A 15,220-nucleotide genomic window follows, 5' to 3' on the forward strand; every position below is an offset into this window, starting at 1 on the left:
ATTTAGCCTGACTGTCAAAATTCAACGTGGAAATCATTATGCGCAGGACTCAACGTGTACTTTTATCAATGGGATTACTGGTTGGCTCACTGAGCCTGATCCCTGCTGTTCAGGCGGCTGGCGAAGCAACCGACAGCGTTCCGCCTCCGCCGCAGATCCAGCCCGCTAACCCGGATGCCCAGCCGCAGTCTGGTGCAGGCAGCGCCCAGCCGGACAACGGTGCCGCGCAGAGCCAGGCACCGACCAGCTCACCGTCTAACGATGGCATTACGCCGACGACGCCCACCACGCCGTCAACGGCCAACAGTGCGCGCCCGAATTACGATCTCAGCACCATCATCATCGATTACAAACAGTACAACATCGGTGACACGGTGCCAGAGAAGTACACGGATAAAACCTACACCATCGTTGAGTGGCAGAAACGCAATCTGCCGGCCCCGCAGGAGAACACCCACTGGGCCTACATCAACGCCAACTACATCCTGATTACCAATGACACCGGCAAAATCGTCATGGGGAAATCGGGTGATATCTTCTTCCGTGGCTAAGATAATCAGCCGGTCGTGATGACCGGCTTTTTTTCAGCCGAAGCGCTCAGCCCCAAAGCTGGCCAGCATCGGATGCTTCTCACCGGTCACGATCTCCTCCGCCAGCAGCTCGCCGACAATCAGCGCCAGCGTGGCACCCGAATGGGTGAAGGCCACATAACAGCCCGGCACCTTCTGCAGTTCACCCAGCACCGGATCGCCATCGCCCGGAATCGGCTTCAGGCCAATCTTCCAGCTCTGCACGCTGAGCGGCTCGTCGCCGCGTAACAGCCGGCTCGCCTCCGCGGCCAGCGTGGCCACGACATGTTCATCAATATGGTAATCGCCGTCGGCCAGCGGCTGGATATCCGCCTCATACCAGTCATGATCCAGCGCGTAGCGGTTGCCGGGATTCGGTCTGATGGCGGCGCGCGGGGTGTTGAGCACCGCTTTCAGCTGATGCCCGGCCGGTTCCGTGATCACCAGCATCGAGACCGGCGAACCATTGGGGATCGTCACGCCCAGCGGGGCGACCACCTCCGGGGTCCAGGGGCCGCAGGCGACCACTACCGCATCCGCCCGCATCTCCCCCTTGTCACTGCGGATGCCGCAGGCCCGGCCCTGATCGGTGATCACGGCGGCTTTACCGGCGTGCTCGATTACTTCGCCGCCGCGTGAGCGGAACTGGTTCAGCAGATAATCCACCAGGTGCGGCAGGCTGACCCAGCCTTCACCCGGATTAAAGATCGCCTGCGACGGCAGCGCATCGGGATCGACCGTCGCATCCGCCAGCGCCACGTTATCGGCACTCATGAGCTGAGAGTCGTAGCCGTGCGCCTTCTCATAGGCGTGTCGCGCCTGCGTCCCGGCCGCATCGTTGCTGAACCAGCAAAGTCCGCCATCAAAACGCAGCCAGTCGAGGTCAGGGTGCTGCGCAAACAGCGTGCGATAGCGATCGATGCCCGCCATGCGCAGCGCATGATAGGGCCGGGAGCGCTCACCCGCCGAATTGAGCCAGGAGAGTGAACGTCCCGACGCGCCGGAACAGACCTCCGCCTCGGTCACCAGCGTCACCGCCGCCCCGCGTTTTGTCAGCTCCAGCGCCGTCGAAACGCCCAGCACGCCGCCGCCCAGTACCACCACCTTCATTTCAGTTTTTACCGCCATTGTCAGGTTCCTTGCTCAGTTACAGCACTTCAGAGAGAAAACGTTGCAGGCGCGGCGACTGCGGCGCGTCAAAAATGGCGTCTGGCGGCCCGGCTTCCACAATCTCGCCTTCGTCCATAAACACCACCTGATCCGCCACTTTGCGCGCAAAGCCCATTTCATGTGTCACCACCACCATCGTCATGCCGCGACGACAGAGATCCGCCATCAGCGTCAGGACTCCTTTCACCAGTTCGGGGTCAAGCGCGGAGGTGGCCTCGTCGAACAGCATCACCTCCGGGTCCATCGCCAGCGCCCGGGCTATCGCGACCCGCTGCTGCTGGCCGCCGGAAAGATCGCGCGGCCGGTGATCGGCGCGCTGACCCAGACCGACCTCTTCCAGCCGCTGACGCGCAATCGCCATCGCCTGCGCTTTGGGCAGGCCTTTGACACACCAGGGGGCGAGGGCGACGTTCTCCAGCGCAGTGTGATCGGGGAAGAGATTGAAGTGCTGAAACACCATGCCAATCCGCAGCCGCAGCGCATCAGGCTTGTCGCGCAGCACGGAGCGATCGGCCAGCAAAACATCCCCCGACTGCGGTTCGTGCAGCCGGTTGATACCGCGCAGCAGGGTCGATTTACCCGATCCCGATGGCCCGATAATGCAGGTGGTGGTGCCGGGGGCCACCTGCAGGGAGACCTTACGCAGCACTTCAATCGGGCCATAGGCGAGGGTCAGATTGCGCAGCTCCAGGCTGGCGCCGCGCCAGCTTGCGCCATTCAGATTATTCATGGTTGCCTCCCATCCGGGGGTGAGTGACCAGAACGGCGCCGCCGGACGGTCTGACCTCATCTACCTCTTTCAGACCGCTTTGCGGGGCCGTCAGACGACGGCGTCCGGTGCGGTAGCGCACATCGACATAGTTGACCATGTGCGTCAGCGGCACCGTGATCATCAGATAGAAGAGTCCTGCCAGCATCAGGGGCGACAGGTTGCCGGTCAGCACCGCCGCATCCTGACCCACGCGAAACAGCTCACGCTGCTGCGTCATCAGGCCGAGCAGATAGACCAGCGACGAATCCTTGATGATGGCAATGAACTGGTTAACGATGGCGGGCAGCACGCGACGGATCCCCTGTGGGATGATGACCCGTCGCATGGCCCGGCCATAGCTCATCCCCAGCGCACGGCACGCTTCCAGCTGGCCGCGTTCCACGCTCTGGATACCGGCGCGAAAAATCTCGCCCATGTAGGCGCTGGCGATCAGGCTGAGGGCGAAGATCCCCAGCGGATAGGGTGTCGGACCGAACAGCTGATAGCTGAAGCGCGCCAGACCCTGACCAATCAGCAGAATGGTCAGAATGGAAGGCAGACCGCGAAACAGATCGGTATAGAGCCGGGCAGGCACCCGCAGCCAGCGCGAGGGCGAGATGCCCATCAGCGCCAGCAGCAGGCCAAACAGCGTGCCGAGCAGCGTCGCCGACAGTGAGATAATCACCGTGTTGACCAGCCCGGTGGTCAGCATCTGTGGCAGTACTTCCCTCATTGATGAAAAATCAAAGAAGGTGCGGGAAAGAATCGTGAGCAGCTCCATCGCCGTCTCCTTGCAGAGCGGGGCATCCCCCGGTTAACTCAGGACGTAAACGTCCACCTCTTTACTGACCGCCAGGCAGATACTGTTTTGGCATCGGCGATCCGGGGAACCACTTCTGATAGAGCCGTTGCCAGGTGCCATCCTGCATCGCAGCCTTGATGGCGTTATCCAGCGCAGCCTTGAAGGCGGGTTTACCTTTGGCAATGGCAATGCCCGCCGGTGCATCAAAAGAGGGGATATCGGCGGCAGAGACCAGCTTAAAGCGTTCGGCGTAGCTTTTGGCCGCCTCATAGTCGAGGAAGACGGCGTCGAGCGTGCCGTTGTTGAGGGCAGAGACCGCGCTGTTGTTATCCGGGAAGCGCACCAGATCGGTCTGCGGGAAGTGCTCCACGGCATAATTCTCCTGGAGCGTGCCCTGAACCACGCCGAGCCGGTGCTTGGCCAGCGTGGCGACATCTTTCACGCCGCTGTCATGGCGGGTCAGGACGGTGAGGAATCCGGCCAGATAGCCGGTGGAGAAATCGACCGTTTTTTCCCGCGCCGGGGTGATGCCAATCGCCGCCACCGCCGCATCGTACTGACCGTTGGCGACCGCGGGCATGATGGCCGAGAAGTCCTGACCAATAAAATCGACCTTATCGATGCCCATGCGGTGGGCGACATTTCTGAAAAATTCGACGTCGAAGCCGGTGAACTGACCGCTGGCGTCGGTGAAGGTGTAAGGCTTTGAGTCGCCGACGCTGGCGATGCGAAGCTGACCCGGTTCGATCAGCCCATAGGGATTGTTGTCGCTGGCGGCCAGCACAGAGAACGACAGTGAACAGAGTGCGAGTGCGGTGCCGAGCAGTTTGCCCAGTGTGATTTGCGATTTCATAGCTCATCCGTTTTTGCAGGTTTAAACATCAGAGACTGTTGAGCCAGTAATTATGATTGAGACCGGTCTCAACGCAGGTGGCACCTTAAGACAGAAACATTGTGAGACCGGTCTCAAGGAGTTACAATGAGTTTAAGCACAGCCTTTTTTCGGCGTCAATATTCCTGTCATCAACCTGTGATTCGAAATAATTATGACCAGCCAGAACAGACGATCCAAAGCGCCAACCGTGGCAGATGTGGCGCGCGCAGCAAATGTTTCCAAAGCCCAGGCGGCGCGCGCGCTGGGTGGCTATGGCGCGGTCAGCGATGAGGTGCAGGAGCGGGTCAACAGCGCCGCCTCCGCGCTGGGCTACCGGCTCAATGCGCTGGCGCGCAGTATGAACACCGGCCGCTCCAATACTATCGGGGTGATTGTCGGCGATATTGAGAATCCTCACTTTGGTCTGGCCCTGCGTGGCATGGCGGACGTGGCGCGCACGGCGGGTTACCATCTGCTGCTGAGCAACAGTGATGAAAAGCTGCAGGCGGAGCAGGATGCGGTGCGGGTGATGCTGGAAAAGCGGGTCGATGGCATTATCGTTGCGCCCTGCTGTTCAGCCCTGGAGCAGAACGCGCATCTGATACAGGTGCAGGAAGAGGGCAGAGCGCTGACGCTGTTCGATCGCGCGGTAACCGGTCTTGATGTGGACGCGGTCTGCTGTGAATTTACCGACGTGGCCGCAGATGTCACGGCCCGGTTGCTGGCCGCGGGGCATCGCCATATCGCCTATATCACCAGCATGGCGCTGACCACTGACTACAGCACGCCGGACGATTTTGGCCTGACGCCGGTTGCCCAGCGCGTGGGCGGCATGATGCAGGCCTTTGCTGACGCAGGCGTGCCGTTTGATCCGTCGCTGGTGCAGGTGAACGCGCTGGACGAGGCATCGATTAGCCGTATCGTCGCAGCGCTGTGGCAGCGTCCGCAGCCGCCCACCGCGCTGGTGGCGTCTGACAGCGTGGTGGCCATGTGGCTGCTGCGTGAAGTGACGCAGCGCGGGCTGCGTATCCCGGCCGATCTCTCTTTTGTGATGTATGACAATTTCCCGTGGAGTGAGATTGTGACGCCACCGCTGACGGTCATTGCGCAACCGGTCTATGAAATGGGCCGTGAAGCCGCACGACGTCTGATCGCCGCCATCCGCGGCGAGGCCCCCGGCCCCGTGCCGCGCTTCGATGCCCATCTGATGATTCGCCACTCGATTGCTGCGCCGGCCTGCTGAAGAGCAGCCCGGCGCGTCAGACTGTTTGCGGGCAAGGCATCCGGGATGTTGCCTGAGGGGCAGGCTTTTTAAGCGGCCGGGAACGTGGCACTCTGCTGACATTATCTGCAGCCGGGAGGCGATATGTCACAATACTCTAATCACTTTGGTCAGCCGGTCGGCCAGCCTTTGCCAGACTGGCAGCCGCGTCCTCTGCCACAACATCAGGTTTTCACCGGTCAGTCGTGTCGGCTGGAGCCCTTCAGCGCCGCGCGGCATGGAGAGGCCCTGTCTGACGCCTGGGCGCTGGCGGAAGATGGGCGCGACTGGACCTATATGTTTATGGGGCCGTTCGATGATCTTCAGGCGTGGCAGGATTATCTCCGGCAGCTGGAGGCCAGCCGCGACCCGCTGCATTTCGCCGTGATCGACCTCGCCACCGGAGAGGCGGTGGGCAGCCTGTCGTTAATGCGTATCCAGCCTGAACATGGGGTGATGGAAGTCGGTCATGTCGCTTTTTCGCTCCGTCTGAAGCAGACGCGCATGGCAACAGAGGCGCATTTCCTGCTGATGCAGTACGCCTTTGAAACCCTGGGTTACCGCCGGTATGAGTGGAAATGCGACAGCTGCAATGCGCCTTCTCGCAGAGCCGCGGCACGCCTCGGTTTTCAGTATGAAGGTGATTTCCGCCAGGCCATTGTCTACAAAGGTCGCTCACGCGACACCAGCTGGTTTTCGATCATCGATCGCGAGTGGCCGCAGGTGAAAAGGGGGCTGCAGCGCTGGCTGGCGGAGGAGAATTTTACCGCCGATGGTCAGCAGCGTGAGAAGCTGGAGGCGCTGCGCGGCAGGTCCTGACCCGGTGGCGACAAAGTAAGAGGCCTCTGCAAAAACGCAGAGGCCTGAAGAGAAAAAGGGGATTAAGGCTGGGGCACGATTTTAAGTTCGACCATGCCAATGCCCAGTTTGCGCGGGTCCTGCCCCGTGATATTGCCGGTGTTGCTCAGCTGAGGTTCAGGCGGGGCGATCACCAGCTGGTGGCTGGCGTCCGGGTTATCAAAATGCAGGGTATGGGTCGAGATCGCTTCACCCAGCGACAGCAGCTGCTGTTGATTGCCCACGCGAACCGGAATCGGCCGGTGCACATTCGCGCCGTAAGCCCGCGCCGTGATCACCAGATCAAACTTCGCGGGCAGGGCTTCGACGTAGTCGATATGCACCTCAGGCGCGAGATTGGCATTTGACCAGCGTCCCCAGCTCTCCGGGCGTGAGATGCCGCTGAAGCTTTTCACACTCAGCGGCGCGCCGGGGATATCAAGCCGGAAGCTGTCAGCGCTGTAGCGGATATTGTTATCTTCGATACGGATCTGCGCCAGATTCTGCTGATAACGTGCATCGCTGATCGGCCCGTCCGGGAACTGCACCCGGCCTTTCCATTGCGGTTTGTCGATGTGGGTAACGGACGGTGTGCCGCCGGTTTGCCCCATCGCCACACAGAGGTCGCCGGAGAGGGCCAGCGACGGCTGCCAGAGTCGCGCCATTTTAAAACAGCGATCGACCCAGACGAATTTATCGGCTGCCGCGAAATCGGCCAGCTGATAGCGCAGCGGTGCCGAATATTCCCCTTCCGGCATCGGCTCAACGTGTTTGTCGCTGATGCGGAACAGAATCGGCAGCTTAAAAGTGGTCCCGGAGAAGCTGAAGGTATTCTTCGTCTGATCGACGGTGAAGTTCTCCATCTTATTCGGGAAGTTCCAGAGCTGAATGATATCGGGCTTCCAGCTCATGACCTTGCTCTTCATATCGTCAAACTGCGTTGAGAGCGACAGCGAAGAGAGGCTGCTGCGGCCCAGACCTATCGCATTATCGCCGCCGAGAATATCCAGCAGCGTAGCGCCATTATCCAGCGTGCTGCGCTTTGCCTCCAGCAGCTCCGCCTGCGGTTTATCCCCGCGGATCACCATAAAGAGATTGCGACGCGGCTGTTTGATCAGCCAGGGATGTGCAGTGTTGTTCATCGCCAGATGATCGGAACTCACCACGATCACGGTATTTTTAAACCACGGTGACGCTTTGATGCGTTCGATCAGCCGCGCGACGTGCTCCTGTGAACAGGCGACCGCGCTGAAGGACTGGTTAGGTTTTCCCTCAATGCTGTAGCTTCGGCGCTGACAGCTGCGCGAGATAAATCCGTCAGGATGGTGGGTGTCGACGGTCAGCGTAAACAGCGCAAAAGGTTTACCGGCCCGGGAGAGCGCCTGATACTTCTCAAAGACTTCGTCGAGCACCGTGTCGTCATAATAGCCCCAGTTATTACGGTAGCTGGGATCGGCGACGCGGCTTTTCAGCTCCTGCGAACCATAGAGGTTGGCAGGATCGAAGCCGTGCGATTTCAGGAAGACATCCTTACCGGCAAAACGCAGATCGGCACCCTGAATAAACCAGTTCTCATAGCCGGAGTTTTTCAGGATGTCGCCCAGACAGACATTTTGCGGATAGAAGCTGGAGAGTGATGCCGACGCATTGCCGTCAAACGGGGCAAACAGCGGAATGCCGCACTGTGAGGCGACCATGCCCGCGATCGTGTAATCGGTGCCCGGCAGCTGTTCGGTCTGGCTGAAATCGATACTCTGCTCTTTCTGACGGCTCAGCTCAGGTGCCAGGCCGGGGAAGGCAATTGGATCAAAATAGGTGCGCTCTAAACTCTCGCCATAGATATAAACCACGTTGAGGCGCGGCTGTTCAATGCGGTTACGCGGCACTTTGTAGAAGGTGTCGAAATCAGAATCGGCCAGCTGGGTATGCGACACGATCAGCGTCGCGACCTGACGAAAGGCGGGGGTGGTCTGCACCGAGCCAATCGCGCAGGCGGCCGCCAGTAGCGACCAGCCCAGATGATGAGGACGCTTACGCCGCCGCAGCACCCAGGAGAGCAGGCAGAACAGCAGAAACAGCACGATGATCAGCCCGATGGCCGGCACCACATATTTACTGACGCCCGCGCCGGTCAGGCTGTTAGTCAGGGTATAGATCACCGCATCGTTAATGCCGTCGCCGGTGAAATAGTTGCTGGCGTAGAGGGTGGCGTTCAGCACCACAAATATCACCAGCAGAACAAGAACAAGCATAAACCAGAATCTGTTACGCCCGGCTTTACAGGAATAGATAGCAATAGCAGCCAGAAACAGCACGACTGACACAAATTCGGACAACGGGAAATCCTCTCTCTGCAGGGGGGGCGCGGGGCGTCACGCAACCGGCCATCGTCGGGGGATGGTTTTTCGACAATCTATATTGGCTGTCATCGGGCTGCAACATATCCGGCGGATTTGTGCGAGGAAGCGCAGAGGGATTTTGTGTCGTGCCTGCCGGGCGTTCAGCAGACGTGACGGTGGCTGGCGCGCACCGTCAGCAGAGCAGGCGTCCGGGCCGCTTTTCAGAGTTTGCCGGTCAGATACTGCGCTTCGCCGTCGGCAAAACTCCAGTCGCCTTTGTCATTGGTGATAAAGCTGATCATCAGATCGTTGCCCTGCACGCCGCAATGCTCACGCAGTTCGCGCGCCAGCTCTGCCATAAACCGCTGTTTCTGTTCGCTGCTGCGCGGACTGGTAAAGACCCGCACCATCACCAGATTATCGCTGCGGCTGAATCCCAGCCCGGTGTCCTGAAACACCATCTGATAGCGTTTGTTTTCATGAACAATCTGATAGCGATCCCGTTCCGGCACGTTAAAGGCGGTCAGCACGGCCCGGTGCGCGGCATCCAGTAATGTACGCAGCTCAGATTCTGAACGACCCTCAATAACATCAAATTGCAGCAGTGGCATAGCGGTTTCTCCCAAGAAATAAGAGGCCTATGGTGACGGCTTTATCCGGCGGGAAAAAGCGCGTAGCCTGAAATGATTATTCATTATTGTGAACAATGCTGATGAAAGAGATGAAGACGGACACCCTGTGGGAGCATCTGCACTGGCTGACGGTACTGGCAGAGCAGGGCAGTTTCACCCGCGCGGCAGCGCGGCTGGATGTCAGCAAAGCGGCGATGAGCCAGAAGATCAAAGAGCTGGAGGAGAGAGCGGGTCTGATGCTGGTGCAGCGCACCACGCGCAGCGTGCGGCTTACCTCCGCCGGTGAGAAGCTGGTGGAGGAGCTGCGCGAGCCTTTTGCCCGCATCGAACAGAGTTTTTTCAGCGTGCGGGATACCGCCGGGCCGGTGCGGGGTCTGGTGCGCATCACCGCACCCGTGGCGTTTGCCCGCCAGCAACTGGTGCCGCTTATCGGCGAGTTTCTGCGTGACTATCCGCAGGTACGCCTGCAGCTGGATGTGACGGATCGCCTTGTCTCGCTGAGCAGCGAGGGGTTTGATCTGGCGATTCGCCACTGTGACACGCTGCCGGAAACGCACGTGGCGCTGCCACTGTGCGACACGCAGACCGTGCTGGTGGCCTCACCAGCCTATCTCAGGGCGCAGGGCGTGCCGGAGAGTCCGCAGGCGCTGGCGCAGCACAACTGCCTTTACTACCCGCGCGGCGTCGAGTCACCGCGCTGGCGGTTTGTCGCGCCGGGGGAGAGCGAAACGGTTCAGGTGCAGATTCAGGGCAGTTTTGCCACCAACAACAGTGAATCGATCCGCGATGCGGCCCTGCAGGGTCTGGGCATTGCCATGCTGCCCGACTTCAGCGCCCATGAGGCGCTGTCAGCGGGATCGTTACAGCGGGTGTTGCCGGAGTGGCAGCCGGTCGGCGCTTTTGCCGCCCGCCTGTGGATCGTGCGACCCTGGGCGGCACAGGTGCCGCGCGCGGTCACCACCTTTACACACTGGTTACGCGCCCGCTTTAACCACTGAGGGCAGTGCCAGTCCCGGTGAACGGGTATGCATCATCTCCCCAATCAGGCTGCTGCGGTTATAGAGGCCGATGCGCAGATTGAAGTCGAGATGCAGCCGCTCATTGCCGGTTAACTTAATAATCGGTGGCGGCGTCTGGGGGCGCTGCTGAAACAGCACTGACTGCGCAAAGGCGCTACTGCTGTCGGCGTGCAGGCGCTGATAATACCAGGCGCTGGCTTCACCTTTACGCAGATAGAGATTGGCCCGCCGGTATTCACGCATCGCCACCTGCTGCGCCAGTGAGAGCAGATGACGGGACGGATTATCCATATTCTGCACAAGCAGCGGAAAGTCATCGCGCTTCTGCAGCTCATGAAAATAGTTGCGGATGCCGACATTTTTAACCGGCGCCAGCTGTTTCAGCCATTCACGGATAAAAGGGTTCTGCGCCGGGGCGGCCAGAAACCAGCTTTCAATGACCGGCGCAAGCAGGTTCAGCGTTGACTGCTCACGGTAGTAGCCGATCAGATCCAGAGACCGCGCCTCGTGAACGCGATGCACCCAGGCGAGATCCTCGAACAGCAGGGTGCTGCAGTCAATGCCGATGCCGCCGTAACGGTGAAGCAGTTCCAGCCGGATGATCTCACTTTTATGCGCCAGCGTCAGATCGGCCGAGATAAAGCGGAGGTCGGGCAGCCATTGCGACAGGGTGCGCTGTGTCACCAGATAAACCTGGTGATCGGGATTATCCCGTCGTATTTTGCTGATATTGAGCGCCATCGAGGCAGGCAGCTGTTCATTATGCCAGACCATCCAGACAATCTTTGGAATCTCCGGCAGATCTTTCTGCTGAGCGATTAAAACGACATTATCTTCCTGACCCGGATCATATTCCGGCGCCTGACAGAGTCTTTGCTGTTTTTTATTCCATAACATCTGGCTGCTGAACGATATTCTTTTCCAGTTGCGCCAGATTTTATGCGCTGGACGTTGGCGATGTGCAGTCATGATATACCTGTTATTTTTATTTTCCCGTCATAGTCCAGACTCTGCCTGTTCGCATATGGCGGAAACAGGCGGCATTACAGACTGGCTGCAACCCCGATGCGTGCGGGAATTATTGAAAGGGTTTCCCTGGTGGCGACGCAGTGCCTGAGCGCGCGGTAGTTTCCTCACGGCTATCTGGAATTGCACTGCACCTTTTTAATAAAACATTATTTACTGATTAGCTATGCCTTTTTTTGACTTTAGGATAAAACGGAATCAGGCCGGGCATGAAATAAAAATAAAGGTATGGCCGTAATTAATCATTTATTTCATCCCGGCACGCGCCGTTATTAAGGAATATCTGAATCGCGAGACCGTGGTGCTTACGGGAGTGCGGGGGCGGGCGTGATTGCGCTTAATGTGTGACGTAAGCCCGGCTCATCAATCCGCCGAATCAGACAGCCTGAAGCGGATTGTCTACGCTTAAGAAGAACTTACTGAGAAAGGAGCGCACATGCAGAGTGAATCATGGGGTTTGCTGGCGGTCGATAAGCGGGGCAATCGCGTCCTGTTTCTTAATCCGGAGACGTTCGCGGTTGAGCGGGAACTGAACGCCTTTCCACCGCGCCCGCATGAACTCCTGATGCTGGCCCCCAGGGGTAAAGCCTATGTGCCGGTCTATGGCGACGGCGTGCATGGCGACAATCCCCATCCGGGTCATAAAGTGGCGGTCATTGATTTAGCGCGTCGGACGATCAGCGGGTTTATCGATCTCTCGCCGCTGCGGGCACCCCACAGCGGTCAGCTGGGGCGCGACGGTAAAGTCTACCTCTGCTGTGAGGAGAGCGCCGCCGTGGCGGTGATCGATCCACAGAGTGACAAGGTCGAAAAAGTTATCCCGATCCCTTCGCACAATGCGCATCGCCTGACGCTCTCACCCAGCGGCCGCAAGCTCTTCACCGATAACGAAGAGGATGCCACCATCACGGTGGTGGATCTGTGTGAGGCGGAGGGACGGGTCATCGACACCATTCTGCTGCCTGGCCCGATTGCCGGTATCGCGGCCTCACCGAAACACCCTTACCTGGTGGCCAGCGCGGCTGACGCGCCGCTGCTTTATGTGATCGATCGGCAAAGCCATCGTATCCGTCAGCGCCTGACGCTGCCGGGCCATCAGCAGCCCTGCCAGGTGGTGCGCTTCAGCGACGATGGCGAACAGCTGGTGGCAATAGGGGATCAGGAACCCCTGGTCACGCTGTTTGACGATTTACTGAATCCGCTGGGTGACATCGCGGTGGGTAACATGCCGATGGATGGCTGTTTTACCCCCGACAAAAAGCAGCTGCTGATTGCCAATCAGGATGATGGCACGCTGAGCGTGATCGATCTGGCGCAGCGTAAAGTGATTGCCACGCCGCGCGTGGGAACGGGGTGTGAAGTGCTGGGCTATTTTTCGCTCGATCAGATAAACGGGCGATGATAGATCGCGGAACTCCAGTGGCGGCTGCTGGCATGCTTCTCCGCCTGCCAGCCGCGTTTACGTAATTCCCGGGCAATCATCTTGTTCATGATGCCGTGGCCCAGCAGCAGCACGGTGCCCTGAGCGGAGTACCCGATTAACTTTTCTGCGGCCGCCGCGGCGCGCTGGCGCGCATGAGGCAGCGACTCCGCATCACCCGCATATCCGCAGAACCAGAGCAGCCGCAGCAGCGCCAGCCAGCAGAGGATCGGCAGCTGCATCGCGCCGGTGCGCAGCATCGGCACGGCAACTTCGCTGAACAGAGCATTCACCTCATGCGGCTGCAGACCAAGCTGACTCAGGGAGGACTGCGCGCGGGGCAGGGGACTGCAGACAACAACCGCCGCCTGACGGGCAATGTGGACAGTGCGCGGGGGCGGTCCGTCACTGACCTGTGACCGATCGTAGGCTTCGCACCAGTCTGCCAGCGCCTGCACGCTCAGACGGCCTGCGGCCTGATGATCGGGTTTACCGTGTCGCATCAGAATAATGGTCATACATTCTCTGCCTGGCCTTTTTTTCAGGGTAACGCATTATTTGCGCGCGCAGCGATTTTTCAGCCTGAGCCTGAGTGTCATCCTGCGGTCACAGAGCTGTGCGACAACAGAGCCCGATGAAAGCAGCCCCGCCTGTTTATCATGCTTAATGTTTAGAGAAAGTGCTGACTTAACGCGAGTGATGACTTTTTTTTGTGCAAAGTGAGGCGCTGTTAACTGGCTGAATTTGCGATAAAAAACCATGATGACGCACTGTGATAGTGAAGTCTGACTAACATTTTGCGTCGGGATCGCTTGATTTATCTACGCGCGTAGATACACTAGGTCCCCAGTGATTGCTCACGGTGCTCGATGCACAGTCGGCTCCATCGATTGTTAAGTTACATTCGCTCAGTTTAAGTGACCGGTTAAAAAAGATCGGCGAAAACGGGCGAGGCAGATGATTCCAACACCAGGGAATCCTTTAACCTTTCATCATGGTTAGTCAACTGAACGTCGCCACCGGGGAATTCCGCTTTTATCAGGGAATCGACCCATGGACGGGCGTTTATCGATCTGCATACGCATTCAGGGATAGGGTTATGACGGCACACAATTCCGTTAAGCAGCAGGCATCACTGTCATCCACTTCAGCCGCCGATGCGCGGTTTAACACCCCCTCAGGCCGCAAAGATTTCTGGCGCGCCACATTCTCATGCTGGCTCGGAACGGCGATGGAGTACGCGGATTTTGCGCTCTATGGTCTGGCTGCCGGTATCATCTTCGGCGATGTCTTCTTTCCCGAATCGACACCGGCCATGGCGCTGCTCTCCAGCTTTGCCACCTGGTCAGTCGGCTTCGTTGCCCGGCCTATCGGCGCACTTTTCTTCGGCTGGCTCGGCGACCGCAAAGGGCGAAAGGCGGTCATGATCACCACCATCATTCTGATGGGGGCCTCCACCACCTTTATCGGCTTAATCCCCAGCTATGCCACGATTGGCGTCTGGGCACCCGCCTGTCTGGTCCTGCTGCGCTTCACGCAGGGGTTCGGCGCGGGTGCAGAGCTCTCTGGCGGTACGGTCATGCTGGGCGAGTATGCGCCCGCAGAGCGTCGCGGGCTGGTCGCTTCCGTTATCGCGCTGGGCTCTAACAGCGGCACACTGCTGGCGTCGCTGGTCTGGCTGCTGGTGGTGCAGATGGATCAGCAGAGCCTGCTGGCGTGGGGCTGGCGTATTCCTTTCCTCAGCAGTGCGCTGATAGCGCTGGTGGCATTGTGGATCCGGCGTCATCTGCGCGAAACCCCGGTTTTTGAGCGCAGAAAAGCGGAGATGGAAGCGGCGCGCGCCGGTGTGCTGGCGACCCCGCCGGTGAAGGATACGCGGCCGTTCTTCCAGCGCACCCGCGCCTTCTGGACGATGGTGGGGCTGCGCATCGGTGAAAACGGCCCCTCTTATCTGTCGCAGGGCTTTATCGTCGGCTATGTCGCGAAGGTTCTGCTGGTGGATAAATCGGTCCCGACCACGGCGGTGTTCCTTGCGTCGCTGCTGGGTTTCCTGATCATCCCTTTTGCGGGCTGGCTCTCTGACCGTTTTGGTCGCCGGATCGTGTATCGCGTCTTCTGTCTGCTGCTGATGCTCTACGCCTGGCCCGCTTTTACGCTGCTGGATACGCGTGAACCCATGCTGGTCATTCCGGTGATTGTGGTGGGCATGGGGCTGGCGTCGCTGGGTATTTTTGGTGTGCAGGCCGCCTGGGGCGTGGAGATGTTCGGCGTGCATCATCGCTACACCAAAATGGCGGTGGCGAAGGAGCTGGGTTCGATTTTCTCCGGCGGCACGGCACCGCTGATTGCGGCTGCTATGCTCTCTTATACCGGACACTGGTGGCCGATTGCGGTCTACTTCTCGGCGATGGCCGCGATCGGATTCTTTACCACCTTTGTTGCGCCTGAGACGCGAGGGCGGGATCTCAATCTGCCTGATGACGCCATCTGACAGGGCAAAACGAAATAAGCAGCAGGCCG

14 protein-coding genes are annotated in these 15,220 nt (G+C 59.2%); 6 read left to right on the plus strand and 8 right to left on the minus strand.

Features of this window, described 5'->3' with window-relative positions; genetic code table 11:
- The first annotated feature begins 38 nt into the window (after positions 1-38).
- On the plus strand, positions 39-551 hold the full coding sequence (locus tag AC6I7A_RS02615) for an RcnB family protein (RefSeq protein WP_033736413.1): 513 nt from the start codon (positions 39-41) through the stop codon (positions 549-551).
- 33 nt (positions 552-584) lie between these two features.
- Here the strand turns inward: AC6I7A_RS02615 and AC6I7A_RS02620 are convergent, their stop codons facing one another.
- The 4 genes from AC6I7A_RS02620 to AC6I7A_RS02635 all read right to left on the minus strand — a co-directional run bounded on the left by AC6I7A_RS02620 (position 585) and on the right by AC6I7A_RS02635 (position 4,145).
- Positions 585-1,697 (minus strand): NAD(P)/FAD-dependent oxidoreductase, encoded by a 1,113-nt coding sequence (locus AC6I7A_RS02620; RefSeq protein WP_058958259.1) that lies wholly within the window; start codon positions 1,695-1,697, stop codon positions 585-587.
- A 19-nt stretch (positions 1,698-1,716) separates the two neighbouring features.
- Entirely contained in the window at positions 1,717-2,469 is a 753-nt protein-coding gene (locus AC6I7A_RS02625) for an amino acid ABC transporter ATP-binding protein (protein WP_009092290.1), read from the minus strand.
- Positions 2,462-3,271, minus strand: a complete 810-nt coding sequence (locus AC6I7A_RS02630) for an amino acid ABC transporter permease (RefSeq protein ID WP_058958260.1) — start codon at positions 3,269-3,271, stop codon at positions 2,462-2,464. Before AC6I7A_RS02630 ends, AC6I7A_RS02625 begins: the two co-directional genes overlap by 8 nt.
- 61 nt (positions 3,272-3,332) lie before the next feature.
- Positions 3,333-4,145 (minus strand): ABC transporter substrate-binding protein, encoded by an 813-nt coding sequence (locus AC6I7A_RS02635; RefSeq protein WP_058958261.1) that lies wholly within the window; start codon positions 4,143-4,145, stop codon positions 3,333-3,335.
- Positions 4,146-4,338: 193 nt separating this feature from the next.
- On the opposite strand from AC6I7A_RS02635, the gene AC6I7A_RS02640 reads away from it, so the two are divergent.
- Positions 4,339-5,409, plus strand: a complete 1,071-nt coding sequence (locus AC6I7A_RS02640; protein ID WP_058958262.1) for a LacI family DNA-binding transcriptional regulator — start codon at positions 4,339-4,341, stop codon at positions 5,407-5,409.
- Between the two features lie 123 nt (positions 5,410-5,532).
- Complete coding sequence (locus AC6I7A_RS02645; RefSeq protein WP_058958263.1) at positions 5,533-6,246, plus strand: GNAT family N-acetyltransferase; 714 nt, start codon at positions 5,533-5,535, stop codon at positions 6,244-6,246.
- Between the two features lie 62 nt (positions 6,247-6,308).
- Here AC6I7A_RS02645 and opgB read toward each other — a convergent pair whose 3' ends face one another.
- Both opgB and AC6I7A_RS02655 read right to left on the minus strand, forming a co-directional pair.
- Positions 6,309-8,600, minus strand: coding sequence for a phosphatidylglycerol--membrane-oligosaccharide glycerophosphotransferase (opgB, locus tag AC6I7A_RS02650; RefSeq protein ID WP_058958264.1), 2,292 nt, complete (start codon positions 8,598-8,600; stop codon positions 6,309-6,311).
- A gap of 224 nt (positions 8,601-8,824) precedes the next feature.
- Positions 8,825-9,214: a tautomerase family protein gene (locus AC6I7A_RS02655; RefSeq protein WP_009092284.1), complete on the minus strand. Its 390-nt coding sequence runs from the start codon at positions 9,212-9,214 to the stop codon at positions 8,825-8,827.
- A 101-nt stretch (positions 9,215-9,315) separates the two neighbouring features.
- Between AC6I7A_RS02655 and AC6I7A_RS02660 the strand changes: the two genes are divergently transcribed.
- Positions 9,316-10,233 (plus strand): LysR family transcriptional regulator, encoded by a 918-nt coding sequence (locus AC6I7A_RS02660; protein WP_058958272.1) that lies wholly within the window; start codon positions 9,316-9,318, stop codon positions 10,231-10,233.
- Here AC6I7A_RS02660 and AC6I7A_RS02665 read toward each other — a convergent pair.
- The gene (locus AC6I7A_RS02665; RefSeq protein WP_058958265.1) at positions 10,210-11,223 is read right to left on the minus strand and encodes a capsular polysaccharide synthesis protein; all 1,014 of its coding nucleotides are present in this window, start codon (positions 11,221-11,223) and stop codon (positions 10,210-10,212) included. The two genes, AC6I7A_RS02660 and AC6I7A_RS02665, sit on opposite strands and share 24 nt — an antisense overlap.
- 493 nt (positions 11,224-11,716) lie before the next feature.
- Here AC6I7A_RS02665 and AC6I7A_RS02670 point away from each other — a divergent pair, with 493 nt between their 5' ends.
- Positions 11,717-12,682 carry a beta-propeller fold lactonase family protein gene (locus AC6I7A_RS02670; protein WP_058958266.1) on the plus strand — a complete coding sequence of 322 codons (966 nt, stop codon included), beginning with the start codon at positions 11,717-11,719 and terminating at the stop codon, positions 12,680-12,682.
- On the opposite strand, the gene AC6I7A_RS02675 is transcribed toward AC6I7A_RS02670, so the two are convergent.
- A complete protein-coding gene (locus AC6I7A_RS02675; RefSeq protein WP_046101162.1) occupies positions 12,664-13,218 on the minus strand; it encodes a histidine phosphatase family protein in 555 nt (184 codons plus the stop codon). The genes AC6I7A_RS02670 and AC6I7A_RS02675 overlap by 19 nt on opposite strands.
- Positions 13,219-13,799: 581 nt before the next feature.
- Between AC6I7A_RS02675 and AC6I7A_RS02680 the strand changes: the two genes are divergently transcribed.
- Positions 13,800-15,191, plus strand: coding sequence for an MFS transporter (locus AC6I7A_RS02680; protein ID WP_058958267.1), 1,392 nt, complete (start codon positions 13,800-13,802; stop codon positions 15,189-15,191).
- The last annotated feature ends 29 nt before the right edge of the window (positions 15,192-15,220 follow it).

It is taken from the genome of Type-F symbiont of Plautia stali, from assembly GCF_059731105.1.

Bases quoted from the DNA above. Each gene is read 5' to 3' on its own strand.
- AC6I7A_RS02665 (WP_058958265.1), bottom strand. From the start codon at position 11,223: ATGACTGCACATCGCCAACGTCCAGCGCATAAAATCTGGCGCAACTGG.
- AC6I7A_RS02675 (WP_046101162.1), bottom strand. From the start codon at position 13,218: ATGACCATTATTCTGATGCGACACGGTAAACCCGATCATCAGGCCGCA.
- AC6I7A_RS02640 (WP_058958262.1), top strand. From the start codon at position 4,339: ATGACCAGCCAGAACAGACGATCCAAAGCGCCAACCGTGGCAGATGTG.
- AC6I7A_RS02655 (WP_009092284.1), bottom strand. From the start codon at position 9,214: ATGCCACTGCTGCAATTTGATGTTATTGAGGGTCGTTCAGAATCTGAG.
- AC6I7A_RS02625 (WP_009092290.1), bottom strand. From the start codon at position 2,469: ATGAATAATCTGAATGGCGCAAGCTGGCGCGGCGCCAGCCTGGAGCTG.
- AC6I7A_RS02635 (WP_058958261.1), bottom strand. From the start codon at position 4,145: ATGAAATCGCAAATCACACTGGGCAAACTGCTCGGCACCGCACTCGCA.
- AC6I7A_RS02645 (WP_058958263.1), top strand. From the start codon at position 5,533: ATGTCACAATACTCTAATCACTTTGGTCAGCCGGTCGGCCAGCCTTTG.
- AC6I7A_RS02660 (WP_058958272.1), top strand. From the start codon at position 9,316: ATGAAAGAGATGAAGACGGACACCCTGTGGGAGCATCTGCACTGGCTG.
- AC6I7A_RS02680 (WP_058958267.1), top strand. From the start codon at position 13,800: ATGACGGCACACAATTCCGTTAAGCAGCAGGCATCACTGTCATCCACT.
- AC6I7A_RS02630 (WP_058958260.1), bottom strand. From the start codon at position 3,271: ATGGAGCTGCTCACGATTCTTTCCCGCACCTTCTTTGATTTTTCATCA.
- AC6I7A_RS02615 (WP_033736413.1), top strand. From the start codon at position 39: ATGCGCAGGACTCAACGTGTACTTTTATCAATGGGATTACTGGTTGGC.
- AC6I7A_RS02620 (WP_058958259.1), bottom strand. From the start codon at position 1,697: ATGGCGGTAAAAACTGAAATGAAGGTGGTGGTACTGGGCGGCGGCGTG.
- AC6I7A_RS02670 (WP_058958266.1), top strand. From the start codon at position 11,717: ATGCAGAGTGAATCATGGGGTTTGCTGGCGGTCGATAAGCGGGGCAAT.